General features: G+C 42.3%; 21 protein-coding genes and 1 tRNA gene. 9 read left to right on the forward strand and 13 right to left on the reverse strand.

Annotated features, from left to right (window positions below):
• Positions 1 to 7 precede the first annotated feature (7 nt).
• The 5 genes from HY063_11920 to folB form a co-directional block, all read right to left on the reverse strand.
• Positions 8 to 2,566 carry a YfhO family protein gene (locus HY063_11920; GenBank protein MBI3502489.1) on the reverse strand — a complete coding sequence of 853 codons (2,559 nt, stop codon included), beginning with the start codon at positions 2,564 to 2,566 and terminating at the stop codon, positions 8 to 10.
• Between the two features lie 42 nt (positions 2,567 to 2,608).
• Positions 2,609 to 4,288, reverse strand: coding sequence for a gliding motility-associated C-terminal domain-containing protein (locus HY063_11925; GenBank protein ID MBI3502490.1), 1,680 nt, complete (start codon positions 4,286 to 4,288; stop codon positions 2,609 to 2,611).
• Between the two features lie 203 nt (positions 4,289 to 4,491).
• Positions 4,492 to 7,308, reverse strand: a complete 2,817-nt coding sequence (gene carB / locus HY063_11930) for a carbamoyl-phosphate synthase large subunit (GenBank protein MBI3502491.1) — start codon at positions 7,306 to 7,308, stop codon at positions 4,492 to 4,494.
• 68 nt (positions 7,309 to 7,376) lie between these two features.
• A tRNA-Cys gene (locus tag HY063_11935) sits at positions 7,377 to 7,447 on the reverse strand.
• 65 nt (positions 7,448 to 7,512) lie between these two features.
• Complete coding sequence (gene folB, locus HY063_11940; protein ID MBI3502492.1) at positions 7,513 to 7,863, reverse strand: dihydroneopterin aldolase; 351 nt, start codon at positions 7,861 to 7,863, stop codon at positions 7,513 to 7,515.
• A 74-nt stretch (positions 7,864 to 7,937) separates the two neighbouring features.
• Here folB and HY063_11945 point away from each other — a divergent pair, with 74 nt between their 5' ends.
• Together HY063_11945 and HY063_11950 are read left to right on the forward strand one after the other, a co-directional pair.
• Positions 7,938 to 9,425: an NAD(P)/FAD-dependent oxidoreductase gene (locus HY063_11945; protein ID MBI3502493.1), complete on the forward strand. Its 1,488-nt coding sequence runs from the start codon at positions 7,938 to 7,940 to the stop codon at positions 9,423 to 9,425.
• A 144-nt stretch (positions 9,426 to 9,569) separates the two neighbouring features.
• Positions 9,570 to 10,433 carry a glycerophosphodiester phosphodiesterase gene (locus HY063_11950; GenBank protein ID MBI3502494.1) on the forward strand — a complete coding sequence of 288 codons (864 nt, stop codon included), beginning with the start codon at positions 9,570 to 9,572 and terminating at the stop codon, positions 10,431 to 10,433.
• 20 nt (positions 10,434 to 10,453) lie between these two features.
• On the opposite strand, the gene HY063_11955 is transcribed toward HY063_11950, so the two are convergent.
• On the reverse strand, positions 10,454 to 11,689 hold the full coding sequence (locus tag HY063_11955) for a T9SS type A sorting domain-containing protein (GenBank protein ID MBI3502495.1): 1,236 nt from the start codon (positions 11,687 to 11,689) through the stop codon (positions 10,454 to 10,456).
• A gap of 195 nt (positions 11,690 to 11,884) precedes the next feature.
• On the opposite strand from HY063_11955, the gene HY063_11960 reads away from it, so the two are divergent.
• The 4 genes from HY063_11960 (at position 11,885) to HY063_11975 (ending at position 15,720) form a co-directional block, all read left to right on the forward strand.
• Positions 11,885 to 12,238, forward strand: coding sequence for a hypothetical protein (locus HY063_11960; GenBank protein ID MBI3502496.1), 354 nt, complete (start codon positions 11,885 to 11,887; stop codon positions 12,236 to 12,238).
• Positions 12,239 to 12,794: 556 nt separating this feature from the next.
• Entirely contained in the window at positions 12,795 to 13,520 is a 726-nt protein-coding gene (locus HY063_11965) for a hypothetical protein (GenBank protein ID MBI3502497.1), read from the forward strand.
• A 275-nt stretch (positions 13,521 to 13,795) separates the two neighbouring features.
• Positions 13,796 to 14,638: a hypothetical protein gene (locus tag HY063_11970; protein MBI3502498.1), complete on the forward strand. Its 843-nt coding sequence runs from the start codon at positions 13,796 to 13,798 to the stop codon at positions 14,636 to 14,638.
• Positions 14,639 to 14,772: 134 nt separating this feature from the next.
• On the forward strand, positions 14,773 to 15,720 hold the full coding sequence (locus HY063_11975; GenBank protein ID MBI3502499.1) for a hypothetical protein: 948 nt from the start codon (positions 14,773 to 14,775) through the stop codon (positions 15,718 to 15,720).
• Between the two features lie 89 nt (positions 15,721 to 15,809).
• On the opposite strand, the gene HY063_11980 is transcribed toward HY063_11975, so the two are convergent.
• Together HY063_11980 and HY063_11985 are read right to left on the reverse strand one after the other, a co-directional pair.
• On the reverse strand, positions 15,810 to 16,109 hold the full coding sequence (locus HY063_11980; GenBank protein ID MBI3502500.1) for a hypothetical protein: 300 nt from the start codon (positions 16,107 to 16,109) through the stop codon (positions 15,810 to 15,812).
• 83 nt (positions 16,110 to 16,192) lie between these two features.
• The gene (locus tag HY063_11985; protein MBI3502501.1) at positions 16,193 to 17,185 is read right to left on the reverse strand and encodes a hypothetical protein; all 993 of its coding nucleotides are present in this window, start codon (positions 17,183 to 17,185) and stop codon (positions 16,193 to 16,195) included.
• Between the two features lie 85 nt (positions 17,186 to 17,270).
• Between HY063_11985 and HY063_11990 the strand changes: the two genes are divergently transcribed.
• On the forward strand, positions 17,271 to 17,465 hold the full coding sequence (locus HY063_11990; GenBank protein MBI3502502.1) for a hypothetical protein: 195 nt from the start codon (positions 17,271 to 17,273) through the stop codon (positions 17,463 to 17,465).
• On the opposite strand, the gene purD is transcribed toward HY063_11990, so the two are convergent.
• Together purD and HY063_12000 are read right to left on the reverse strand one after the other, a co-directional pair.
• Positions 17,458 to 18,768, reverse strand: coding sequence for a phosphoribosylamine--glycine ligase (purD, locus tag HY063_11995; protein ID MBI3502503.1), 1,311 nt, complete (start codon positions 18,766 to 18,768; stop codon positions 17,458 to 17,460). The genes HY063_11990 and purD overlap by 8 nt on opposite strands.
• A 63-nt stretch (positions 18,769 to 18,831) precedes the next feature.
• Positions 18,832 to 19,038, reverse strand: coding sequence for a hypothetical protein (locus HY063_12000; protein MBI3502504.1), 207 nt, complete (start codon positions 19,036 to 19,038; stop codon positions 18,832 to 18,834).
• A gap of 88 nt (positions 19,039 to 19,126) precedes the next feature.
• Between HY063_12000 and HY063_12005 the strand changes: the two genes are divergently transcribed.
• Positions 19,127 to 19,327: a cupredoxin domain-containing protein gene (locus tag HY063_12005; protein MBI3502505.1), complete on the forward strand. Its 201-nt coding sequence runs from the start codon at positions 19,127 to 19,129 to the stop codon at positions 19,325 to 19,327.
• Positions 19,328 to 19,497: 170 nt separating this feature from the next.
• The gene (locus HY063_12010; protein MBI3502506.1) at positions 19,498 to 20,667 is read left to right on the forward strand and encodes a gliding motility-associated C-terminal domain-containing protein; all 1,170 of its coding nucleotides are present in this window, start codon (positions 19,498 to 19,500) and stop codon (positions 20,665 to 20,667) included.
• 11 nt (positions 20,668 to 20,678) lie between these two features.
• On the opposite strand, the gene HY063_12015 is transcribed toward HY063_12010, so the two are convergent.
• The 3 genes from HY063_12015 to HY063_12025 form a co-directional block, all read right to left on the reverse strand.
• Positions 20,679 to 22,139, reverse strand: coding sequence for an exosporium protein (locus HY063_12015; protein MBI3502507.1), 1,461 nt, complete (start codon positions 22,137 to 22,139; stop codon positions 20,679 to 20,681).
• 357 nt (positions 22,140 to 22,496) lie between these two features.
• A complete protein-coding gene (locus HY063_12020) occupies positions 22,497 to 22,991 on the reverse strand; it encodes a T9SS type A sorting domain-containing protein (protein ID MBI3502508.1) in 495 nt (164 codons plus the stop codon).
• Between the two features lie 253 nt (positions 22,992 to 23,244).
• Entirely contained in the window at positions 23,245 to 24,822 is a 1,578-nt protein-coding gene (locus tag HY063_12025; protein MBI3502509.1) for a T9SS type A sorting domain-containing protein, read from the reverse strand.
• Positions 24,823 to 24,838 lie beyond the last annotated feature (16 nt).

A 24,838-nucleotide genomic window follows, 5' to 3' on the forward strand; every position in this document is an offset into this window, starting at 1 on the left:
TCGCGATTCATACCACTTTTCTTTTGAATTCCGTAAACGCAGCGAATCCGCATAGCAAAAAGAGAAGCCCCATGCTTGCGGCAGAAATTTTTTCTCCTGTGAAAATAATTTTCGGTTCGAACTTGAATTCCACATTATGTTTCCCTGCCGGTATTCTCATTGCACGCAAAACATAATTCACACGGAAGTGCGGAGTGGGTTTTCCATCTACATAAGCATTCCATCCGTTCGGATAATAAATTTCTGAAAACACCGCCAACCCTTCGGAAGAAGAATTGGATTCATACGCTAAATCATTTGCCTTATATGAAGTGAGTTTGATGTTCCCTGAAAATTCATTCGGCACGCTGAACCCTTTCACATTTTCTTCAAAGCGTTTGTCAACAATTGCAGTTATTTCCGGTTTGAAATTTTTCAGCGCCATAATTTCCGAATCGGGGTTCGCTACAATTTTATACTGGCTCACAAACCATGCGTTGCCCAGCGTTTCGCGGTTCGGATAAGCAACGGCTTCATTTTTTTCTCCCGGCACAATCACATATTTTGTATTCAGCATATTTATCACAGACATGTTCCTGCGGTTAATATGGAAGTCAATCAACTCCTGGTATCGCCTGAGTTTTGCTCCGTGATAACCGCTGATGGATTTATGAAAATAAGAAGTGGCGGCATCCTGGTCAGGACGAGCAAATGTGTTCCATACCCGGAAGTAGGGGTCTTTGTCTTTGAGAATTTCCAAATCGGCATTGTTGGGTCTGCCCATGGATGCAAATGGATTTTGCATTTCATTTTTCTTCACGAAACTTTCGCTGTTCAGATACCTTCTGTCAATTAAAATCATGTCGAGCGAAACAAGAATGATGAGAGAAGCAATGAGAATTTTTTTGTTCACGATTTTATTTTTTGCAAAGAGCCACAGCGCAGCAGCAGCAAGCAGAATAAAAATAAAACTCCGCAGGGCATCTGATTTCACGATGGCTTTGCGAGCTACTTCCACAGAGGGAAGCATTTCAGACAAGTAATTTTTTATCTGTGAATCCTGCGCATCGGGATTGCTTTGCTTAATCTGCGCCATGAGTTCATTGAATTCATCGGGCTGTGAAAAATTCGTAAACATTCCGGGGGCAAGCCAGCAGAGCAATGCAATTCCTCCGGTGAGAACAAAAGAGGCGATTAAAATTTTTTGCCCGCTGAATGTTTGTTTGAACGGAAGAGAAAAATTCTCTGTGAGAAAATTCTTCCGTTGAAAAATTTCATGGATGGCAAGAACTCCAAGAAGAGGAATGGTAAATTCAGCAATCACAAGTATCATTGCCACCGCGCGGAATTTATTGTAAGCGGGAAAATGATCGAGCATGAAGTTGCTTAACCCCAACGGATCGTTTTTTCCCCACGAAAGCCAGATGGAAATAATTGTTGACAACACCAGCGCCCATTTGAGCGGTCCTTTCACTAAAAATAATCCGAGTACGAAAAGAAAAATTACAATGGCCCCGGCATAGACCGGTCCCATGGTGAAGGGCTGGTCGCCAAAATATTGATACATGCGCGAAACGGATTCGCGTTTTTCAGGGTCAACTTTTTCGAGCGCGCTTTTATTATTTCCAATCGGAGAAGAACTTCCGCCTTTGAAATTCGGAATCAGCAGCGTCATCGTCTCCCCTACTCCGTAACTCCATGCTGTTGCATAATCTTTATCAAGCCCCGATGTTACGTTGCGTTCGTTCTTTGTTCCATCGGGATTAATGGTAAGTTCCGTTCCTCCGCGAATGGTGTACTTGCTGTAATCGGCAGTTGCCCACAAACTCGTAATGTTTACTCCGAGTGCAATGAGCGCGGCCATTCCAACGGCAGCAGAACTTTTCAAAAAGCCGCTGAACTTTTTTTCTTTCCATGCATTGAATAATTCCGACAAGCCGTAAAACACCAGAACAAATCCGAGATAGTAAAGAATCTGCGGATGGTTGGAAAAAATTTCCATTGAAAGAAAAAATGCTGTGACAGCCGTTCCCGTCAGAAGTTTTCCCCTGTATGTTAAAATCATTCCTCCCAACACCGGAGCCATGTACGAGATGGCAGCCATTTTTGAATTATGCCCTGTGTCAATGCAAATAAAAAAATAAGATGAAAGCCCGAACGCCAGCGCGCCCGCAATGGAAAGCCACGAATCTACTTTCAACACCTGCAGCAGAAAATAAAATCCGAGGAAGCAGAGAAAAATATAGCGCACAGGATGAGGAAGGAAGAGTGAAAAAATTTTCTGAACATATTCCAGTTTGCTTGAAAGATAAATGGTGGAAATCTGGTAAGCGGGCATTCCGCAGAAGAGAGAGTTTGTCCAGTAGGGCTCTTGGTGATTTTGTGCGCGAAAATCTGCAATCTCTTTCGATACTCCGCGCGCGCGCATAATGTCTTCCTGAAAAATTTCTTTGCCGCTGAAAATAACCGGAGAAAAATAAGCAACCGTTATCAGAAGGAAAATTCCAACAGCAATGAGGTGTGGCATCCAGTGTTTCATCCTGCTGATTTCGCCAGCAGGAATTTCTGAAGATATTTTTTGCGACATGAAAAATAAATTTGTCAGACGAAAGTACTTGAAATTTTGAAACTATCTCACAATGGAAATACTTCCTTTCCGGGTTTCCCTCTCCCCGGTAATGGTGGTGGTTTTACAATAATATACCAACACAGAAGAATTAATCGGCTGCCCTCTGAAAGTTCCATCCCATGAGTCATTAATATTTTTTGTTTCAAAAACTTTTTCTCCCCAGCGATTATAAATAGCGATTTCAAATTCATCGAGGCAATATTTATCCTTTCGGAAAAAAGAAAGCACATCATTTGTTCCGTCATCGTTCGGAGAAAATGCATTCGGCACAAATACAAACGCGCTGATGTCATGCGGTGCGTATGGAATTTGCCTGCTGAATGTATCCGCGCAGTTAGTAAACGGATTTATCACCAGCGAAACATTGTAAACAGAAGAATCGCTGTAGTAATGACAAGCAGCGATAGATGCGCCAGTATTTCCATCTCCGAAATCCCAGTTATAGGATAACGCATTTGTAGATCTATCCGCAAAGGTTACACATTTATCTCTGCAAGGCAAGTAAGAATAATCAAAGAAAGCATCTGCTGAAGTTATGACAGAAATTGTTGCTTTTGTTTTTGCCGAATCGCAATGGTCAAATACATTTAGCGTATATGTTGTGGCAGTTGAAGGCGAAACAAAAATTGTTGCAGCAGAATCTCCGGTGCTCCAACTATATGTTCCTCCTCCGCTGGCAGTAAGAGATGAAATGCTTCCGATACAAATACTCGTATTGCCGCTGATGGAAGGAACGATGACGGAAAAAGAAAACTTCCAGAGGTCGTTCTTTTCTCCAAAAGATTGGTCGCTTCCTGTTCCGATATATGCAGAATTATTTATGACGAACGAGGGCTGGTCAGTTCTTGCTCCGCCCGGAAAAGCAGAAAGCGCAGTCCAGGAATTTGCAAGCGGGTCGTACTTGTAAAAATCACTTAGCAGATTTCCGTTTTCATCCATTCCCAATCCCACATAGCCATAATTGCACAAAGAAAATCCGGTGGCGCCACGCCTGCCGAGCGGCAAGTTTGCTTTTTGCGTCCAGTTGTTTGTGGTTTGATTGTATTCCCAGAAATCAGCGTAATGCGTAGTCACAAAATCCCATCCAGTTCCCAGGTAAGCAGAAGTTCCGAGCACGAATACCGCGCGGTCCATATCGGCTCTGCCGCCTATTGGTATAGATTGTTTTTGTGTCCATGCATCAGCGACAGGGTCATATTCCCATAAATCATTTAAAGTATTACTTCCATCCCAGCCAGCAGCAATATATCCTTTTCCCGCTATGGAAAAACCGATTGCTCTTTCTCTTGCAATGGCAGGCAAACTGGTTTTCTGTGTCCACGAATTTGCTGAAGGGTCATATTCCCAAAAGTCATTATAATCATTGTTTGAATCAAAGCCGGTGCCGATATATCCTTTTGTGCCAGTTGCAAACCCGGTTGCAAACTCGCGCACTCCTCCTCCAAAGTTTGCTTTCTGCGTCCACGAATTTGCTATGGGATCATATTCCCAGAAATCATCAAACGTTTTAAACACATCGTCTCCCGTTCCCAAATATCCTTTGTTGCCAATGGTGAAAGCCACTGCGGAAAATCTTCCGCCCGCAGGCAAACTTGCTTTTTGTACCCATGATTGGGAAAAAAGGGCAGAGAGAAAAAAGCAGAGAAGAAATAGTAATGAGAAAAATAATTTTCGCAACATGAAAAAAATTCTGGAGCAAAGATAGAAAATGGCAATAAGAAAATTATTTTTCTTTATTAGACATTATTCAGATTAAGAGTTTATAGGGTAAATTTCTTTGGTGCAAATTTGGTGTTTTGGTGTTTTTGTGGCGAAAAAAGTATTTTGCCACCAAAGCACAAAGACACAAAATCCCACTAAAAAGATAATCTGAATAATGTCTATTATCTGCTCAAATAAAGATTCCTCTCAGCATACACCTTCTGGAAGAATTCATCTTCCAAATCCTCTATGAAATAAATGGCTTCACCAGTGGATTTCATTTCAGGTCCGAGTTCTTTATTCACATCCTGAAATTTATCGAACGAAAACACCGGAACTTTTATGGCGTAGCCCTCTTTCTTCGGAGAGAATTTAAAGTCCTTTAACTTTTTTGCGCCAAGCATAATTTTCGTAGCGTAGTTGATATACGGTTCATCGTATGCTTTTGCAATGAACGGCATGGAACGCGATGCGCGCGGGTTGGCTTCGATGACGAACACTTCTTCATTCTTAATTGCGAACTGGATGTTGATGAGCCCTTTGGTTTGCAGCGCGAGCGCAATTTTTTTTGTGTATTCTTCCATTTTCTTAATCACTTTTTCACTGAGGTCGAACGGAGGTAACACTGCGTTGGAATCTCCTGAATGAATTCCCGCGGGCTCGATGTGTTCCATGATTCCCATGATATAATTTTCTTCTCCATCGCAGATGGAATCGGTTTCGGCTTCAATGGCGTTCTCTAAAAAATGGTCGAGAAGAATTTTATTTCCGGGAATGTCCTGCAGAATTTTTATGATGTGCTCTTCCAATTCCTGTTCGTTGATTACAATTTTCATGCTCTGCCCGCCCAGCACATACGAAGGACGAACGAGAAGAGGAAATCCGAGTTCGCGCGAAAGTTTCACTGCTTGCTCGGCATCTTCCGCCACTCCGAATTTCGGATAAGGAATTTTTAAATCGCTGAGAAGCGTGGAGAAACTTCCGCGGTCTTCTGCCAAATCAATCGAAGAAAATGCGGTGCCGATAATTTTTATTCCGTACTTATCCATCTTCTCTGCAAGTTTCAAAGCGGTTTGTCCGCCAAGTTGAACAATTACTCCTTCGGGTTTTTCGTGCTGAATGATTTCATACACGTGCTCCCAGAACACGGGCTCGAAATAAAGTTTGTCTGCAATATCAAAATCGGTGGAGACAGTTTCGGGATTGCAATTTATCATGATGGTTTCGTAGCCACATTCTTTCGCAGCAAGAACTCCGTGCACACAGGAATAATCAAACTCGATTCCCTGTCCAATTCTGTTTGGTCCTGAACCAAGAATGACAACTTTCTTTTTCTTCGAAGGAATGGATTCATTCTCTTCTTCGAACGTAGAATAGTAATAAGGAGTTTTCGCTTCGAACTCTGCCGCGCAGGTGTCAACGAGTTTGTAAACTCTTTTTATTCCGAGTTCCTGACGCCTCTTATAAATTTGTGATTCGAGGCAGCGAAGCAGATGAGCGATTTGTCTGTCGGCATAACCTTTTTGTTTTGCTTCGAGCAATAAATCTTTCGGAATATTTTCCAGAGAATATTTTTCAATTTCTTTTTCCAGTGCGATGAGTTCCTCGATCTGATTTAAAAACCACGGGTCAATCTTCGTGAGCTTGTGAATGGTCTTGAACGGAATTCCTATTTTGAAAGCATCATATACATGGAACAAGCGGTTCCACAACGGCTTCTCTAAATTTTCCAAAAGAGTTTTCTGGTCGGCAATTTCTCTTCCGTCAGCGCCTAAACCATTTCGTTTTATTTCCAAACTCTGACATGCTTTCTGCAGCGCTTCCTGAAAACTTCTTCCTATTCCCATTGTTTCTCCCACCGATTTCATTTGCAGACCTAAATGGCGGTCGCTTCCTTTGAACTTGTCAAAATTCCAGCGTGGAACTTTCACAATCACATAATCAATTGTCGGTTCAAAAAATGCGGAAGTAGATTTTGTAATTTGATTTTTCAGTTCATCCAAATTATATCCCATGGCAAGTTTGGCGGCAATCTTCGCGATGGGGTAACCCGTTGCTTTGCTCGCAAGAGCGGAAGAGCGCGACACGCGCGGATTGATTTCAATCACAATCATCTCTTCCTCGTTGTCTGGATTCACCGCGAACTGAATGTTGCATCCGCCCGCGAAATGCCCGATTCCGTTCATACATTTTATTGCAGCATCGCGCATGCGCTGATAACAAGTATCCGAAAGTGTCATCGCAGGAGCAACCGTCACAGAATCTCCCGTGTGAATTCCCATCGGGTCAAAGTTTTCTATAGAGCAAATGATAACTACATTATCATTCGCATCGCGAAGTAATTCCAGCTCGTATTCTTTCCAACCGAAAACGCTTTGCTCAATCAAAACTTCGTGAATGGGTGAAGCGTGAAGCCCGCGATTGAGAGCGGCATCAAAATCTTTTTGAGTGTGAACAAATCCTCCGCCCGTTCCTCCGAGCGTAAACGATGGGCGAATCACCAGCGGAAACCCGACTTCCTGCGCAATCTCTTTTCCTTCGAGAAAAGATGTTGCGGTTCTTCCTTTGCAAACTCCCATTCCTAATTCCAGCATCCGCAAGCGAAATTTTTCTCTGTCTTCGGTGGTGTGAATTGCTTCCACATTCACACCAATCATTTTCACGTTGTGCTTTTTCCAGAACCCTGCTTTTTCACAATCGAGCGCGAGATTCAAAGCAGTTTGTCCTCCCATTGTGGGAAGCACCGCATCAATTTTATGTTTCTTCAGAATTTCTCCTATGGATTTTTTGGTGAGTGGTTTTAAATAAATATTATCGGCCGTGACTTTATCCGTCATAATCGTAGCCGGATTGGAATTGATGAGCGTAACTTCTATTCCTTCTTCCTTGAGCGAGCGCGATGCCTGCGAACCGGAGTAATCAAATTCGCATGCCTGTCCGATAATGATGGGTCCGCTTCCTATGATGAGAACTGATTTTATTGAATTGTCTTTCGGCATTTTTTTAGTTTTCAGTTTATGATTTTTGTCTACCGTAAGCGGTCTGTTGTCAAGTTGATTTTTTTTCGAGGTCGGAACCAGATTTGAACTGGTGTAGGAGCTTTTGCAGAGCTCTGCCTAACCGCTCGGCCATCCGACCAAAAATCTAAAAACGAATCAGTACGAACTTACGAAAAAATTAATCGTTTCGTTTTTCGATGAGTTCTATTCTGAAAGAACAATACAAACTTTTTCTACCACCCCCTTGATGGGAGGATTCAGTTTCGTCACCTTCACTTCAACTGAATTTACTTTTTCAAATTTGTTTTTCAGCGCATCGAGAATTCTTTTTGCCACATGCTCAATTAATTTTGAACGAACCGACATTTCCTGTTTCACAATTTCATACACCGCAACATAATCAATCGTCTCGCTGAGTTTATCGCTCTGTGACGGCTTGCTCAAATCGGCATCAATGCAAACATCCACAACATAATTTCCCCCCACCACCGATTCTTCTTCCATGCAGCCATGATAGCCGTAAATTTTTATTCCTTCCACTAAAATTTTTGCCATGAAATTTTTCTAAGGGGGGCAAATGTAGAAATCTTATTCTTACACCGAATCGTGAATTTTTATCTTTGCTTTCTATGGAGAAATATGATTTATGCATAATCGGTGGTGGCCCTTCCGGTTATGCGGCTGCTATGCGCGCGATTGATTTCGGAAAAAAAGTTGTGTTGATTGAGCGCGATAAAATTGGCGGGACCGGCTTGTACAATGGCGCGCTTTCTTCCAAAGCCATGTGGGAGTTTTCTCAGAAATATTTTACGGTGAAGAATGAGTTGAAGGAAAGCGGTGCTGACGGTTTCGACATAAGTTTTGAAGATTTTATGAAGACAACCAACGCGGCCGTGTTCGACAGAAAATTTCAACTGGCGGTTCATGTTAAACTTTTGCAGACGGAAACAGAAAAAAAAGTTTTCACTTATGAAAGAGGAAATGCTGTTTTGAAAAATAAAAATGAAGTCGTTATTCAAAAGGTAGAGAAAGAGAAAACAATTTATGCCGATTATATCATTCTTGCCACCGGAAGCCGCCCGCGGAAACTTCCGACAATTCCCATTGACGAAAAAATAATTTTTACCAGCGATGGAATTTTTTCTATTACTGATTTCCCGAAATCAATGGTGGTGTTGGGTGCAGGAGTAATCGGATGCGAGTTCGCCACTATTTTTTCCAATCTCGGCAAGACAAAAGTTTTTCTGATTGATAAGGCGGACAGAATTCTTCCGTTTGAGGATGAAGATGTTTCTTCTACTGCCGCTTCCAATCTTGAAAAAAACGGAGCAGTGATTCACCGCAATTCTTCTCTTGCACGAATGGAAATTAAAAACGGAGAAGTGGAATACGAATTACAATATAAAGACGGAAGAAAAGAAATTCATCACGTAGAGAAGGCGCTTGTTTCCGTTGGAAGAATTCCGAACACCGATAACTTAGGACTGGAAAATGCAGGCGTGCAGGTTGACCCGAACGGATACATAGTTGAAAAAGATACGCAGACAACTGTGCCGACTATTTATGCCGTGGGAGATATTTCGCGCAACGTTGCGCTGGTAAATGTGGGCGAACTCGAAGGAAGATTGGCCGTGGAGAAAATTTTTTCTGAGCCGGATAAAAAACTGAACTATCAGAATCTTTCCGCCATTATGTTTCTCAATCCGGAAGTGGCAACGGTTGGATTGAACGAGCAGCAGGCGAAAGAAAAAAAATTAAACTTCCGCGTGGTGAAGATTGATTACTCCTGCATTGCGCGTGCCATTGCCATGCGGAAAACGCAGGGCTTCTTTAAAATCATTGTTACCGATGACGATGAAATGAAAATTCTGGGAATGCGCGCAGTGGGCGAACATGCCTCGAGTGCAATACAGGCGGTGGCACTTTTAATTTCAATGGATAAAGGAATCGGAGTGCTTGCCGATTTAATTCATCCGCATCCAAGCATCATTGAGGGAATTCAGGAATGTGTGCGCATGCTGATGGGAAAATCTATTTTCAAATCTTCCGTGTTTAAAGATAAATTGAAATGTTACCGCTATGTGAACGGAGAAATAATTCCTATGGAGAGGTTGTAATTGTGAATAAGAATTTTCTGGTTACGAATTACGAATTTGGCAACGAATATTACGAATTGAAACAGGAAGCGGTTATTCGTAACATTCGTAAAACGATTCGTTAATTCGTAACCCGAAAAATTACAAATGCTAATTACATAATACATGGTAGAAATTTTTGGACATCGCGGAGCGCGCGGATATTTTCCTGAAAATACTTTAACGGGTTTTATTGAAGCCGTGAAAATGGGCGTTCATTGGCTGGAACTGGATGTGGTGATTTCAAAAGATAAAAAAGTGGTGGTGTCGCACGAGCCGTGGATGAATTCAAAGTTTTGTTTGATGCCGGATGGTTCTCCTGTGAAGAAAAGAAGAAAGTTTAATTTACACAAAATGAATTATGAAGAAATAAAAAAGTTTGATTGCGGAAAAAAAACGAACAAGGATTTTCCAAAACAAAAATCAATTTCATCTTATAAGCCGTTGCTGAGCGAAGTGATGGATGGCGTTGATTCTTTCACAAAAGAAAATAATCTTCCTTTGATAAAATACTGCATTGAAATAAAAAGTTTCAAACTCTTTGAAAATAAATTTCAACCGCCCGTGAAAGAATTTTGCGAACTGGTTTATGAAGTCATAAAAGAAAAAAATATGCAGGAGCGCGCAATGGTTATCAGTTTCGACAAAAGGGTTCTTCAGCATTTTCAAAAATCCGATAGCAAAATAAAAACCGGATTTACCTTTGTCAATCTTTTTTCTGTGAAAACAAATCTTAAACGACTTGGATTTACTCCTTATTCTTTTAATCCCTATTATAAACTGGTTTCAAAAAAAATGATTGAGCAGACACATGAATCGGGAATAAAAATAATTGCATGGACTGTGAATAAAGAAAAATCCATAGCGCGCATGATAAATTCAGGAGTGGATGGAATTATGAGCGATTACCCGGATGTGGCTTTGAAAGCAAACAAACTCTCCCTCTTTCCCTCTCTTTGCAAAGAGAGGGATGTCCGAAGGACAGGGTGAGACTGCCTGCCGCAGGCAGGTTACTGTATCACCACTTTTTCAGTATAAATCTTGCTCTCGCTCTGCACCTTCACAAAATATATTCCTTTGGGCTGGTTTGAAATATCAATCGTGAGATTCCCTGCCTGTCCGGCAGGCAGGCTCGCTCCGCTCGGAATGTTACTTTGTGTAACTTTTTCTCCATGAACATTATAAATATCAATAGTAGTTAAACTGCCGCTGCCTGCTGCCAGTGCAACTTGCATTTTCCCATTTGATGGATTAGGAAAAACAGAAATAGAATTGTTTAATTCATTTTCATGTACTCCCACGCCATTGGGGTCAAACTCCCAGAAATCTTTATAATATGTAGTGGAAGAACTGCCGCCTGTTCCCACATATCCCTTTGTACCAATTGAAAAACCGACTGCACCATTTCTTACTGCTCCGCTGAAATTTGTTTTTTGTGTCCAGATATTTGTTGTTTGGTCCCATTCCCAAAAATTATTAATACAATTTCCACTGCAATCACAACCAATACCAAGATATCCTTTTGTGCCGATTGAAAATCCTACAGCCCCGGTACTTTGGCCTCCGCCAAAACTTGCTTTTTGCGTCCAAATATTTGTTGCTTGGTCCCATTCCCAAAAATCTACAGGACAGGAACCATTCCATCCAACACCTACATAACCTTTAGTACCTATTGAAAAACCGGCTGCATACCATCTTGTACTTCCTCCAAAATTTGCCTTTTGAGTCCAAATATTTGTCGATGGATCCCATTCCCAAAAATCATTGTATGTAATAATTGGCGGCTGATTGTTCTGACCAGTACCAATGTATCCCTTTGTTCCAATAGAAAATCCTACAGTACAACAGCGGGGACCTCCATTTAAATTACTTTTTTGTGACCATGTATTTGTTGCCTGGTCCCATTCATAAAAAGTATTTGTACTTCCACTTAAAATTGCACCTGTGCCTACATATCCCTTTGTTCCGATAGAAAAACCAGCAGCATCTGATCGTAAAGATCCGGTAAAATTTGCTTTTTGAGACCATACATCTATTGAAGGGTCATATTCCCAGAAATCATTTTTTAATATATATCCCGTGTCTGTTCCAATACCAATGTACCCTTTTGTGCCTATAGAAAAGCCAACCGCACCCAACCTGTTTCCTCCTCCAAAATCTGCTTTTTGAGTCCATGTGCCTTGGGAAAACGAAACGGCTGTAATAAAAAAGAAAATAATTACGAAGGAGAGGAAAAGTTTTTTCATGAGAATGGTTTTAGTTGGAAGAAAAGAGTACGCGAGGTTTTACGGCAGTTGAAAGAAAAGGTTTCAGAAAAAGAAAGAAAAAAATTAACTGCTCCTTCTCCGCGCGGTTAACATTTTTTAACAGAACGTTTGCAATAAACTTCCTCCTGCTGCCGTTGCAGTATTTAAAAAAGAACCGCATGCGGCAAAATTACCATGCAAGTGCAATTAACATTCAAAGACAAAGACGGCTTTCCGTTCTTCCGCGATGGCGCAGATGTGTGCTGGGCGCAGCCCGCACGAAGAAAGTGCATCCTCCATTTTAAAAACGGGGAAGCGCTTGTGTACGGGCATCCGTTAAACTATTTTCATAAAAAGAAAGTATGGGCTCTCAATCTCTTCAGGCGGTTCGACAAGTTTTTACTGCTGAACATTTCGCAGCTTGCAAACGGCAAGTGGCTTTTTGCCCTGCTGAAGAACGGAAAAATGCTTCCCCTCACCCGCAGCGGAAGCAAAAAGTTGAAACGCTATCTCCTCAGGCATAAAAACAGCGAAGGCGGCAACCCATAGCCCGCGCTTCTGCATTCCGCTGCCGCGCACCTGCGCACCGTTACCTGTAATGCGGTGCGCGTGAGCTGTAACCTGCATCCCGTAACGTGTAACAGGGTGCGGATGACGCATAACCTGCATCCCGTGACAGGTAACGCGGTACAGGTAACGCATAATGTGGTGCGCGTGACGTGTAACAGGGTACAGGTGACGTGTAGTGTGGTACAGGTGACGTGTAATATGGTACAGGTGACGTGTAGTGTGGTACAGGTGACGTGTCGCCTGCATCCCGTAACCTGTAATGTGGTACGGATGACGTGTCACCTGCATCCCGTTACAGGTAACGCGGTACAGGTAACGCGTAATGTGGTGCGCGTGACGTGTAATGTGGTACAGGTGACGTGTCACTTGTTACACTTTCATCGTCCCGTGATGTGCAGTTGGGGATATACGTATGCCGTTGGGGATATAAAGGTGCAATGGGGGATATAAACGCAAACTTATTTCACGCTGCCGCGTTAAGGTAACAGATTGGGCAACGAAGTTCAATCGCAACAAAAACAAAAAAACAAAAAAAATGAAAAAGTTAATTTTTAAAGTAGCGATTCACAGAGACCGCTACGGAAACCGCATCGTAATAATGATGGCGGTGGTATCAAAAACAAATGTAAAACGGGTGGGCGCTATTTTAAACCTGAAAAAAATCAGGAAGATTGGCGACTTCCAGAACAAGGCGAAACTGATTCGCACCTCCATGGTGGGCAATGCGTTTTTTCCTTCGCCTCCCATTTCGGTATCGAATGGCGGTGTGTTCGACCTCGACATTCAGGCGCTGGATACTGCCGAAGTAACCGCGCAAACCAGAGCGAGGGGCACAGCCACCGCCCGCGATGTGGCAAAGCAAACCGTGCTGGACGACATGCACACTTTGCAGGGCTACGTGCAAACCGTGGCGGATGCAACGCCTAAAAAAGCCCAGGAGATTGTGCTCGGTTCGGGCTTCAGCATGAAAATTGCCGCCCCGCGCGACAAGGATGACTTCATGGTGAAGAACACCAAAGTGAAAGGCACTATGAAGTTAACCGTAAATGTGAAAAAAGTTACGGGCGGCAGCAGGCGGGCGTTTTTCAAATGGCAAATCAGCACCGATGGAATTACGTTTACCGATTTGCCTTCCACCTTAAAAGGAAGCACGCTGGTGAGCGGGCTCACCAGAGGAACTACGTATTGGTTCCGCTTCTTAGTGGTGGCGAAAAATGGCGAAAGCGGCTGGAGCGCTGCCGTGAGCGAAATGAGCAACTGACCTCCACCTCTCAGGGTTTTTCAAAGAAAGCCCCGCTTGTAAAAAATTTGCAGGCGGGATTTTTTTTGTTCCTGCAAAAAATAAACGGCACGCGCTTTGACGTCTTACATACTATTTTTACAAAGACAGGACTTACGCAGAAGTTTAGTGAGTATTGTCATTTCGACCAGAGGGAGAAATCTCCTATGTTTGGCACAAAGGAGATTCCTCGCTTCGCTCGGAATGACACCGTTTTGCGTAAGTCCTGAAAGATTCGTTCTATCTTTGCCCCTCTTATGTTTCGGAATTTTTTCATCCTGCTTATTCTTCTTGCCTGCAAAAATTCTTTTGCGCAATCCGCCAACAATAAACTTATACTGGGAACAGAATACGGAAGCAACACGGTGTATATCGGAGAAGCGCCCGCGCAAAAACTTCCCTATCTGAATGCTTCTGCCGATTTCACTCTTTCATTCGGGCTCTGGTTGAATGTTACTGCTTACCATCTGCTCGAAAGCAATTTGGTTTCGGATGAAACGCGCCCATCGGTTGGCTGGGATATTCCGCTTTCAAAACACTGGACGTTCACTCCTTCGTACACGCATTTTTTCTTCGCGCCCGAAAGCCCGCTGCCGCACGCCTCGCTGCTGAATGACTGGGCGGGCGAACTGGCGTATTCAAAAAAAATGGAATGGATGTTGGATGCGGATTACTTAACCGGAAACGGAGAGAGCGATTATTATTTTTCAATAGATGCCGACCGCCCTTTTTACATTCCCAAAATCTTGGGCAAGAATGACGAACTGAAAATAATGCCCGATGCGGTTGCGTATTTCGGCACCACCAATTTTTATTCTTCCTATCAGAATAAAAACGGAATGCCCATAGGAAACGGAGGCGCAGGGCACGGGCATCATGGGCAGGGACAAGGCGGTGGCGGAACTTCGTCCGGCAGCGGAAGCAGTTTTTCTGTCATCAGCATTATTGGCGGCTTGCCGGTGCATTATTACGCGGGCGGCTTTGATTTATATTTCACTCCCTCCTGCTCTTTCCTGCCAAACGATGCAGCCAATTCATTCTTTTATTTTCAAACGGGGCTGAATTATTTTTTCGCTTCTGCGCATAAGCATAAGAAATAAAAAAGATTAAATAAATAACTATGTAACTTCTGCACATCCTTCTTTCGTCTTATACTTGAACGGGCAAGAAATCTAAAAAATTGTTTTGCGTTTATAATAATAAGCGCATACCTTCGTTCTCAAAAAAAAATCAAATGAAAACATCTTGTAAATTAATCTGCCTTGCTGCTATTGCAGCAGCAGCATCTTGCAAAAAAAAGGATACTCCTCCTTCTAACTCCACCACAACTACTGAGAATTATTCTTCAGTGAATGATTTTTTTGTAAAGAACGGAGTCGCTATGCAAACCTATACGGTAAGCGGAACAACAGGCGGAAGTTTCACTTCTCCTCAGGGAACGGTCGTAACAATTCCCGCGAATGCTTTTGTAACGCAGTCAAATGCGCCAGTTACAGGAAATGTAACCATTCAGTTTAAAGACCTTTACAAGAAAAGCGATATGCTTTTATCAAACATGCCGACCATGATGGCTTATGGTGCTCCATTAAAATCAGGCGGAGAATTTTTTATTAAAGCATCTGCGAATAATTCGGCTGTTGTTCTTGCTCCCGGAAAAAAAATAACTGCTGCGCAACCTGTGGCATTAACAGGAATATTAGATTCTGCTATGCAACCGTTCGTACAACAGAAGGATTCCAGTGGAACGTATTCATGGGGTTTAACTTCAGCGGATTCTATTAATTATGTGGCATCAAATTATTTGTTCAGTTTATATCAATTTAATGTCCCCGTTGATTCAGGCAGTTGGAGTAACAGCGACAACTCATCATACTTTTCTTCCTATCCACAAACTACATTAACATTACAACCCAATGATAATTTGACAACTTATGGAACAAATGTTTTTCTGGTGTTTAAAAATATATCTTCCATGGTGCATGTTTATCACAACGGAACAAATTTCCCTTACTACTATGCACCGCAAGGTTTGCAATGCACGCTTGTTGCTGTTGGAATAAAAAGCGGAATCCTCTATTCTTCTTTTGTTCCTATTACAATTAGTTCTAATCAAACAGTAAATTTTTCTCTGAGCCAGACAACCACCAGCGCCTTTATTACGCAGTTAAAAACTTTGAACTAAAAAAAAGAGCGAAGTATTTCGCTTGGATGAAATAAAAAAGGGAGAAAACTTTTTCGTTTCTCCCTTTCACTAAATGTTCTAACTAACATTTATTTTTTCGGTCCTTTATGATGACCTTTGCCGTGCCCCTCGCCATGATGGGCTTTTTCTTTTTTCATTTCCTGCCCATGGTTGTCTTTAGCTTCGGTGCTCACCACCTGCCCTTTGCCCGGACCGGAAGGTGTGCTTTGAGCAGTGCCGCTCACTTCCTTGCCGTGATTTTCTTTAGGCGCGGGAGCAGGAGCGGGTGAAGTGGGGTTTGTTTTTGAAGACGCTGCGTTTTGCGCGAAACCGGTTCCTGCAAGCAGCATGGCTGCAAGAAAAGCGGCTGATACGATTACTTTTTTCATAATTGATTTTTTTTATTGATTGATTTGGGTAAAGGTAATTCAATTATCGTGCCGGAAAATAGTTTTCACAATTTTTAACAACTTCATATAGAGGGAAAAAACTGGTTGGCAAAAACCGAAAGGAGCAGCAGCGTGAAAATAATTTCCGCAAGCCATTGTCTTTTTGCATAAAGCAGGTAATCAGAAATAAAAACGGTGAAGGGAATAGCAAGAAAAGAGAGAAAGAAAATAGAATACGAAGGAGCGAGAAAAACAGAAAGCAAAGCGAGCAAAGAAAAATAAATCAGCAGCCGGAAATTATTCCGCAGCCACACGGTGCTGCCGCTGAGGTTATGCAGCAATCTGCCCGAAGCGAGCAGCGCGGTTAAAAGCAGCAGCGCAAACTGTGAAATTTCCGCTATGGAAAAAGAATTCATGTTGAATGATTTTACAGGCGTTACCAAACTATAATAAAGCAATTCATACCGCAGGTCTTCGAGTTTATCGTTCCAGAAAAAATAAAATATCAGATAGAGCCACGGCAGCAAAAAACCGGTAAATGAAATCACCCATTCCCTCCACACAAAAGGGCGAATGATAAGTAGTCCAATCCAAATCAGCAAAACAAAAATAATGGAAGGAAAATAAAACAGCACTGCGAGCGAAATAAAAATTCCCATGCTGAACGCTTCGGAATAGGCGGTTTCTTTCCGGTACGATTGCATGAGTTTATGCAGCGTGTACAAAATAAAAATATTGGCAATGAGAATGGGATGCAGCGAAAGCATTTCGGGCTGCAAACTCATCAGTACAATATAAATCAGCGCGGGCAGATAACTGTTGGTATCTATAATTTCATTTTTCCGGATGATGTAATTAATGAGAAGCGCTTCGCAGAAAATGAGAACGAAAGAAATAATTACCAGTGCGTGCGGAAAACCCGAAAGCCCTGCCAGAACAAGACGATGCAGCGGAGCCGAATGCCCGGTGGAAGGAATGGAAGGATGAATGAATCCAACCACCCACAGCGCAATCAGCACAACAGGCAGCAGAAGAACGGATGCCGGCTGGTTTCTTTTTATAAATCCTATCAGCATAAAAATTCGGTGCGGTGGCGGAGGAAATCTATTTTCATTTCGCGTAATTAATTTTTTTTACATTTGTCCAATCAAATTTTTTTCTATGCTCTTATTTACATGGATGGGTTTGTGGACAAAAGCAGCGCATTTGTTCCAATGGTCGTTCCGCGTAATGGAAGGACCCAACCGCAAGATGAATATTTTATTCATTGCCATTGGCGCATTGATTGCCCTTTACTGGCTGTGGAGGCAAAACCAACTCAACCGGAAAGCGGAACAGGAAGAAACCTTTAAGTGATTTTTATTTCCTGTTTCTCCGGAAAAATCCTTTCGGACAAATCAAAGCCGATATCTCTTCTGAAATATTTTTTCTCGTAGTTAATTTTTTCCGCGCCTGAAAAACTTTTTGCCAGCGCTTGCTCCATAGTAATTCCGTAAGAAGTAACTGCCAGCACTCTTCCTCCGTTCGTAACCGCTTTCCCATTTTCTTCTTTTGTGCCCGCATGAAACACGATTGAATCTTTTACTTCTTCCAAGCCGGTAATTGTTTTTCCTTTTTCATAATCGCCCGGGTAGCCGCCCGAAACAAGCATTACGGTTGCAGCGCTTCGCAAATCAAATTCTAATTTTTTTGTGTCGAGCGTTTGAAAGGCAACACCTGCAAACAAATCGAGAATGTCAGATTTAATCCGCGGCATCACCACTTCCGTTTCCGGATCGCCCATGCGGCAGTTGTATTCAATCACAAAAGGATTTCCTTCCACGTTAATCAATCCGAAAAAAATAAATCCTTTGTAAATGATATTTTCTTTTTTCAATCCTTCCACTGTCGGAATAATAATTTTCTGTTCCACTTTCCGCATGAACGATGAATCCGCAAACGGAACGGGAGAAACCGCGCCCATGCCTCCGGTATTTAATCCGGTATCGCCTTCGCCAATGCGCTTGTAGTCCTTTGCCTCCGGAAGAATTTTATAATTGCTGCCATCCGTAAGAATGAAAACCGAGATCTCAATGCCTTTGAGAAATTCTTCAATCACCACTTTCGCGCTGGCATTTCCGAATTTTCCGCTGAGCATTTCTTCCAGTTCTTTTTTTGCTTCGTTCATAGTTTGCGCAATCACCACGCCTTTTCCGGCAGCAAGCCCATCGGCTTTGAGCACGTAAGGAGGAGAAAGTGTTTTGAGAAAAGCAAACGCTTCTGAAATTTTTTCTTTAGTAAAAGTTTGATAGCGCGCAGTGGGGATTCGATGACGGAACATAAATTGCTTTGAAAAATCTTTGCTTCCCTCCAATTGTGCGCCTGCTTTAGCGGGACCAATGACAGGAATATTTTTCAACTTCTCATCTGCCAGAAAAAAATCATGAATGCCTTTTACAAGCGGCTCTTCCGGACCAACCACCACCATATTTATTTTGTTTTCGAGAACAAACTTTTTTACGGCTTCAAAATCGGTAGGAGAAATGTTTATGTTTTCTCCGTAATCGGAGGTTCCTGCATTTCCGGGTGCAATAAAAAATGCTCCGAGTTTTTTGCTCTGCGCCATTTTCCATGCAAGCGCGTGCTCTCTTCCTCCGCTTCCCATCAACAATACATTCATGTTCAAAAATTATTTCTGAACATCAAATTTAGAAATGTATTTCGCGCAGAAGGAAGAAAGTTTTCAATAAATCTTTTGCCTTGAAATCAATTTTTCGCGGGGAAGCAAATCGGCTTTCACTTTTACATCTACCACTTCGGCAATATTTTTTGTCAGCAGGCGGGGAATTTTAATGCCGAAACCCTTCACCGCAATTTTGAAATTGCTTTCAAGCGAAATGCTGTTTCCTTTTATTATGAGAATTCCTTTTTCGGTTCGCTCCTGCTCCACTCCATGAATTTTTAATTTGCCGGTTGCAGTAACATGGTAAGTTCCGTCTTTGGAATAATCAACCCGCTCGTTAATCTTCCCGGTAAATGTGGAAGAAGGAACAACGATTGTCTGGACAAATCAGGACTATGCCACTCATACTGTAACGAGCAACACCGGTTTATTCAACAGCGGTGATATGACGAATGGAAAAACTTTTTCCTATAAGTTTAGCGATGCCGGAACTTATGCCTATTACTGCAAATACCATCAGGCAATGGGAATGACGGGAACGGTGGTGGTGCAGTAATTTGTAACTATGGTTATTAACCATATACTGCTGATAAAAGCATTTGTTCGCGGTATGGGTTCGGTTTGCTGCAATTAATTTTGTGAATTCAACTTACCGAAAACATGCGTGGAAGAAGTTTTTGCTTGCTGAAAATTATTTTTGTTCTCCTGCTTATTCCCTTTTCCCTTATGAAGATAAAAGCAGGTACCGGTTGTGTGGCGGGCATAACTGGAAATAATACCATTTGCGCAGGCGACAGCACCACGCTCACTGCATTCGGAGGAATAAATTATTCATGGAGCACAGGCAACACTATAGATTCTATTATTGTTGTGAAACCAACCATTACTACAACTTATTCTGTAATTATCACCGACACATGCGGAACTGACACAAGCAGCATTACGGTATTTGTCAACCCTCTTCCAAATGCAAACTTCAGCGGCATTACCAGTTTTTGCAATGGCAGCAGTTCTGTTCTTACCGCATCGGGAGGAATAAGTTATTTGTGGAGCACGGGCGAAACTGCCGCCACTATTATTATTTCCCCTTCCCTCAGCACTACATATACTCTTATTGCAATGAATAATTGCGGCTCGGATACAACTTCTATTCCTGTAACTGTTCTATCACCTCCTGTTGTGGTGATTTCAGGAAATACTTTTTTATGCAAAGGAAATCCGGGAGTGCTGACTGCATCAGGCGGAAGTGTTTATTCGTGGAACACAGGAGCCACAACTTCATCTATTGCAATTTCTCCTTCAACCAATACTACTTCTTTTTTTGTGATTGCTTTGAATCAATGCGGAAGCGATACTGCCGACACCACAGTAATCCTTGTGCCAAAAACAGTTTCATCTTTCAGTTATGCGTATGATACCTGTGTTTATTCCTGTATTCAGTTCAACGACCAGTCACAAAACGCTTTTTACTGGCAATGGCAGTTTGGAGATGGCGATACTTCTATGAGAGAAAACCCCTGTCATTTTTATTTAAGCGGGCAGTATACTATTATGCTGATTACGCTGAACTCATTTCAGATGTGCCCCGATACAAGCAAAGCATCGCTGAAATATTTTGCGGCAGATACTTCTCTTTCGCTCATCATTCCCAATGTTTTCACCCCGAACGGTGACGGACAAAACGATGCATTTAAAATTTCCGGATTAAACCGGTGCTCGCCTTTCTCGCTAAAAATAGTTGACCGCTGGGGAGGGCTTATGTTTGAAACCACTGATTATGGTTTTGTGTGGGACGGAAGAACAGCGGCAGGAGTTCCGGCACACGAAGGAGTATACTTCTATGTGTTCTCAAATAATAATTCTACCTACAAAGGTTTCGTTTCTTTGTTGAAGTGAATTAAGAAAACTTAGTGTAACAACGCCTTTGCTGAACCTCCTACACCGGTAGATTCAAGCCACATTCCTATGGAACCTGCAGTACCGGTAGTGCCCCGTGCTTTTCCTGCAGTAGAAGATGTAGTTACTTGATATCCACGAATAGTTCCTGTGGCGGTTTGTACTGTTACAACTCCCAATATTGCAATACGTCCAACTGCACCGATTGCAATAGTTGCATCATAAACAATCCCAATTGCCTGGGAGGAACTTGCAGTTGTAGTTACAGTAAATGCATTATCAGTTGTAGAACTAGAGATTACTATTTCACCGGCACTGCGGGTCGCACCGCTGACATTCTTAAGCCATACAGTTATTGGCTGATTGCCGGTTAGAGTGCCATCACCTAATCCTATGTCACCTCCAGCAACCTGAAGGGTGCTGGTAACAGTGGTAGTGCCTATTCCCACATTTGTACCTGTGTTATATAAATTACTGGTTGCTGTCCATGCAGAACCATTGTAATAAAGCGTCTGCCCGGTTGTTCCCGTTGCCCCTATGTTGCCGGTAGCGCCTGTTGCTCCTGTTGGACCTGCTGCCCCAGTTGGACCTGCTGCCCCAGTTGGACCTGCAACGCCTGTTGCGCCATTCAAACCCGCAGCACCTGTTGCACCTATCGGACCAGTTGCACCCACCGCACCAGTTGCTCCATCTGCTCCTGTGGGTCCGGTTACTCCCATCGCGCCTGTAGCACCATCAGCACCTGTAGGACCAGTAATTCCCTGCGCGCCTGTGGCTCCGTCAGCGCCTGTTGGACCGGTTACTCCCATTGCACCAGTTGCTCCATCCGCTCCTGTAGGACCGGTTGCACCCATTGCACCCGTTGCTCCATTTGTTCCTGTGGGACCAGTTGCTCCCATTGCACCCGTTGCGCCATCCGCTCCTGTAGGACCTGTGACTCCCATTGCACCTGTTGCTCCATCCGCTCCTGTAGGACCTGTGACTCCCATTGCACCTGTTGCTCCATCCGCTCCTGTAGGACCTGTGACTCCCATTGCACCTGTTGCGCCATCCGCTCCTGTAGGACCTGTGACTCCCATTGCACCCGTTGCGCCATCCGCTCCTGTAGGACCAGTTGCACCCATTGCACCCGTTGCGCCATCCGCTCCTGTAGGACCTGTGACTCCCATTGCACCTGTTGCGCCATCCGCTCCTGTAGGACCTGTGACTCCCATTGCACCTGTTGCTCCATCCGCTCCTGTGGGACCGGTTGCACCCATTGCACCCGTTGCGCCATCCGCGCCAGTAGGACCAGTAATTCCCTGAGCACCGGTTGCACCGTCAGCGCCAGAAGGTCCTGTTGGTCCAGTGGGACCTGTTGGTCCGCTAGCAGGACCAGTAGGACCTTGAGCACCTGTTGGACCCATCGGTCCTGTTGCACCATTTGCGGTATACAAAGCATATGGCACGCTTAACAATTGTGAAGCGCCCATGGAAACATATCCGCTTCCAAAGTCAACTTCTATTTCAATAAATTTATTTCCGCTGTTCCATGGAATAGTTAAAAAATTTCCGCTGACTACTGTGCCTGCTCCTATACTTAATGTTACCAACCCGAATTGATTAGTAAGCGCAGTTTGAGTTTCCTGGTATACAATAGGTCCCGCCTGCGTGTTATCGTGAATGGTTACACGAATGGGAAATGAAGTGTTGGCTATGGGATTTCCCGAAACATCGCGGATGACCGATTGGTACTTGAATGCCTGTGGCGCCTGTGCATTAGCGATAACAGCAAGCAGCAAAAAAGAGAAAAGCAGTTTAAAAATTTTCATTTGATATTTTTTATAGAGTTATTTAAGCCGCACTATTTTATAAGAACATTTATAGATATTGTTTTTGCCGATTATGTTCAGCAGGTAAATTCCTTCCTCATACTCATTAAAAGAAAAAGTCAGATTATTTTTTCCATCCAGCAATTCTTCTTTACGCAAGAGTTTTCCGTTGGAATCAAAAAGTTCCACCGAAAAATTCCCCGGCACTTTTTCAAAATCAATCCAGAGGTTATTTATTACCGGGTTCGGATATACGAAAACAGAGGGCTCCGTGTAATTGGCTACCGATAAAATATTGTAAGCGGGCTGCTGAAATCCCTGCGTCATGAAATGTGCCGAAGCGGAATATGTTTCAGTCATCGCCTCACCAAGCGTCCAACTTACGGAGTTGTTTGCATTGGCAAAATAATCTCCTGATGCGGCAATGACTTCGGGCGATGCCGACTGGCAAAATAGCATACGAGAATTAAAAAGCAGGATTAATAAAAAAGTAATATTTAAAAATTTGCTCATTGAAACTCAGTTTGGGGTTGCAAAAATACAGGTTTTTATGTAGAAGAGCAGTTCTTAATTTCACTTCAATACGCAGATTTATTAAGAAGGTTTCTTATAAGAATCAATTACTCTATTTTTAATATGAAAAACACATATTTACTTTATTTTTAATTGCTTTTTCTAAAAGAATTGCTAAAATTATTTTAAAAATATATGTCTATTTCAGGAATAGACAAATTGCAGCAGCTTTTTGTTTCGCGGTGAAAATAGATTACTCAATCACTACCTTTCCCGCGCCAATGACCTCACCCCAGCCCTCTCCTTTAGGAGAGGGAGCAGAGAGTTTGTAGAAATAAATTCCGCTTGAAAGATTGCCTCTTTCAACTTGGAACTTTGAACTTGAGACTTGAAACTTTTTTACTTCTTTGCCAAAAACATCATATATTTTGAATTCAGAATCAATCACCGTTGACCGATTGCCGTTCACTTGTATTGTTGCACTCGTGCTGAATGGATTTGGAAAAATATTTATTTCTGGTTTTGAGGTTTGGAAATCGTTTATTCCATTTGCAAAACAAAGTGTAGTTACTGTTCCTCCATCACTTGTTAAAGTTGGGCGATTTGTAATAATGCCACCAGAGGAAACTAAAGTAGAGGGATTTGTAACTATTGTTGCAGGAGATAACTCAATTGTGTTTGGATTACCTTCATTACATCCACTATGCCCAAGAGAATCAGTTTTTATAAAATATATTTTTGGAAGAGAACCTGCCCCCCAATAATCAAACGCACCTAAAATAGCATAACCGCCATCTGCAGTTTGTTGCACAAATGTTCCTGCATCTTCATCCGAATCTCCATATAATTTTGACCAAAGTAAATTTCCATTTGAAGTTGTTTTAATCAGATAGCAATCTTCATCGCCATTTCCAAAACTTACAGTTTTACCAACAAGAATATATCCTCCATCTGAAGTTTGATGAACACAGTTTGAATAATCACCATCTGTTCCTCCAAATATTTTTGACCATATTAAATTTCCACTTGAATCAATTTTTATTAAGTAGACATCATAGTATCCAATACTAAAGTTATCGTCTCTATATCCAGAAATAATATAACCATTATCATTTGTTTGTTCCACCGAATAACCAAAGTCATTGCCAGTGCTACCATATGTTTTTGACCAAAGAACATTTCCATTTATGTCGGTCTTTATTGCATAAATATCATTAGCGCCTGCGCCAAAACTTTGTGTTGTCCCCACTATAATATATCCGCTATCAGAGGTTTGTTGAAGAAAATTTCCATCATCACGTCCAGTACCGCCATAAGTTTTCGTCCATAATGTATCACCGTTTGAATTCGTTTTTATTAAATAAAAATCATCATCTCCTGCACCAAAGCTTCCAGTTACTCCAGCAACAATATAGCTACCATTAAAAGTTTGTTGAACTGAATAAGCAATATCCCAAGAAGTTCCTCCGAAATTTTTTGACCAAAGTACATTTCCCATCGAATCAGTTTTCAATAGATAGGCATCATCTATTCCTAATGCAAAACTATGGGCAGTGCCAGCGATAATAAATCCTCTCTCTAATGTTTCTGCTATAGAATTTCCACCGTCTCCTGGTTTAGTTCCTGCATAAGTTTTTGTCCATAATGTATCGCCATCAGAATTAATTTTAATAATTGGAGTGCCAACAAAAATATATTCTCCTTCTTTTGTTTGTGTTCCAGAAAATACTCCGCCACTTCCGTTCGTTCCTCCATAAGTTTTCTGAAAAGTAATTTGCGCTTGAGTAAAAAGAGAAATAAAAAATAGAGTTATGAAAAAGAATTTTTTCATTAATCAAATGTAAGGA

The sequence above is a fragment of the Bacteroidota bacterium genome (assembly GCA_016195025.1).
Taxonomy (GTDB): Bacteria; Bacteroidota; Bacteroidia; order Palsa-948; family Palsa-948; genus Palsa-948.

Coding starts and splice junctions, on each gene's coding strand:
- HY063_11920 (MBI3502489.1), bottom strand. CDS start 2,566: ATGTCGCAAAAAATATCTTCAGAAATTCCTGCTGGCGAAATCAGCAGG.
- HY063_11925 (MBI3502490.1), bottom strand. CDS start 4,288: ATGTTGCGAAAATTATTTTTCTCATTACTATTTCTTCTCTGCTTTTTT.
- carB (MBI3502491.1), bottom strand. CDS start 7,308: ATGCCGAAAGACAATTCAATAAAATCAGTTCTCATCATAGGAAGCGGA.
- folB (MBI3502492.1), bottom strand. CDS start 7,863: ATGGCAAAAATTTTAGTGGAAGGAATAAAAATTTACGGCTATCATGGC.
- HY063_11945 (MBI3502493.1), top strand. CDS start 7,938: ATGGAGAAATATGATTTATGCATAATCGGTGGTGGCCCTTCCGGTTAT.
- HY063_11950 (MBI3502494.1), top strand. CDS start 9,570: ATGGTAGAAATTTTTGGACATCGCGGAGCGCGCGGATATTTTCCTGAA.
- HY063_11955 (MBI3502495.1), bottom strand. CDS start 11,689: ATGAAAAAACTTTTCCTCTCCTTCGTAATTATTTTCTTTTTTATTACA.
- HY063_11960 (MBI3502496.1), top strand. CDS start 11,885: ATGCAAGTGCAATTAACATTCAAAGACAAAGACGGCTTTCCGTTCTTC.
- HY063_11965 (MBI3502497.1), top strand. CDS start 12,795: ATGAAAAAGTTAATTTTTAAAGTAGCGATTCACAGAGACCGCTACGGA.
- HY063_11970 (MBI3502498.1), top strand. CDS start 13,796: ATGTTTCGGAATTTTTTCATCCTGCTTATTCTTCTTGCCTGCAAAAAT.
- HY063_11975 (MBI3502499.1), top strand. CDS start 14,773: ATGAAAACATCTTGTAAATTAATCTGCCTTGCTGCTATTGCAGCAGCA.
- HY063_11980 (MBI3502500.1), bottom strand. CDS start 16,109: ATGAAAAAAGTAATCGTATCAGCCGCTTTTCTTGCAGCCATGCTGCTT.
- HY063_11985 (MBI3502501.1), bottom strand. CDS start 17,185: ATGCTGATAGGATTTATAAAAAGAAACCAGCCGGCATCCGTTCTTCTG.
- HY063_11990 (MBI3502502.1), top strand. CDS start 17,271: ATGCTCTTATTTACATGGATGGGTTTGTGGACAAAAGCAGCGCATTTG.
- purD (MBI3502503.1), bottom strand. CDS start 18,768: ATGAATGTATTGTTGATGGGAAGCGGAGGAAGAGAGCACGCGCTTGCA.
- HY063_12010 (MBI3502506.1), top strand. CDS start 19,498: ATGAAGATAAAAGCAGGTACCGGTTGTGTGGCGGGCATAACTGGAAAT.
- HY063_12015 (MBI3502507.1), bottom strand. CDS start 22,139: ATGGGCGCTTCACAATTGTTAAGCGTGCCATATGCTTTGTATACCGCA.
- HY063_12020 (MBI3502508.1), bottom strand. CDS start 22,991: ATGAGCAAATTTTTAAATATTACTTTTTTATTAATCCTGCTTTTTAAT.
- HY063_12025 (MBI3502509.1), bottom strand. CDS start 24,822: ATGAAAAAATTCTTTTTCATAACTCTATTTTTTATTTCTCTTTTTACT.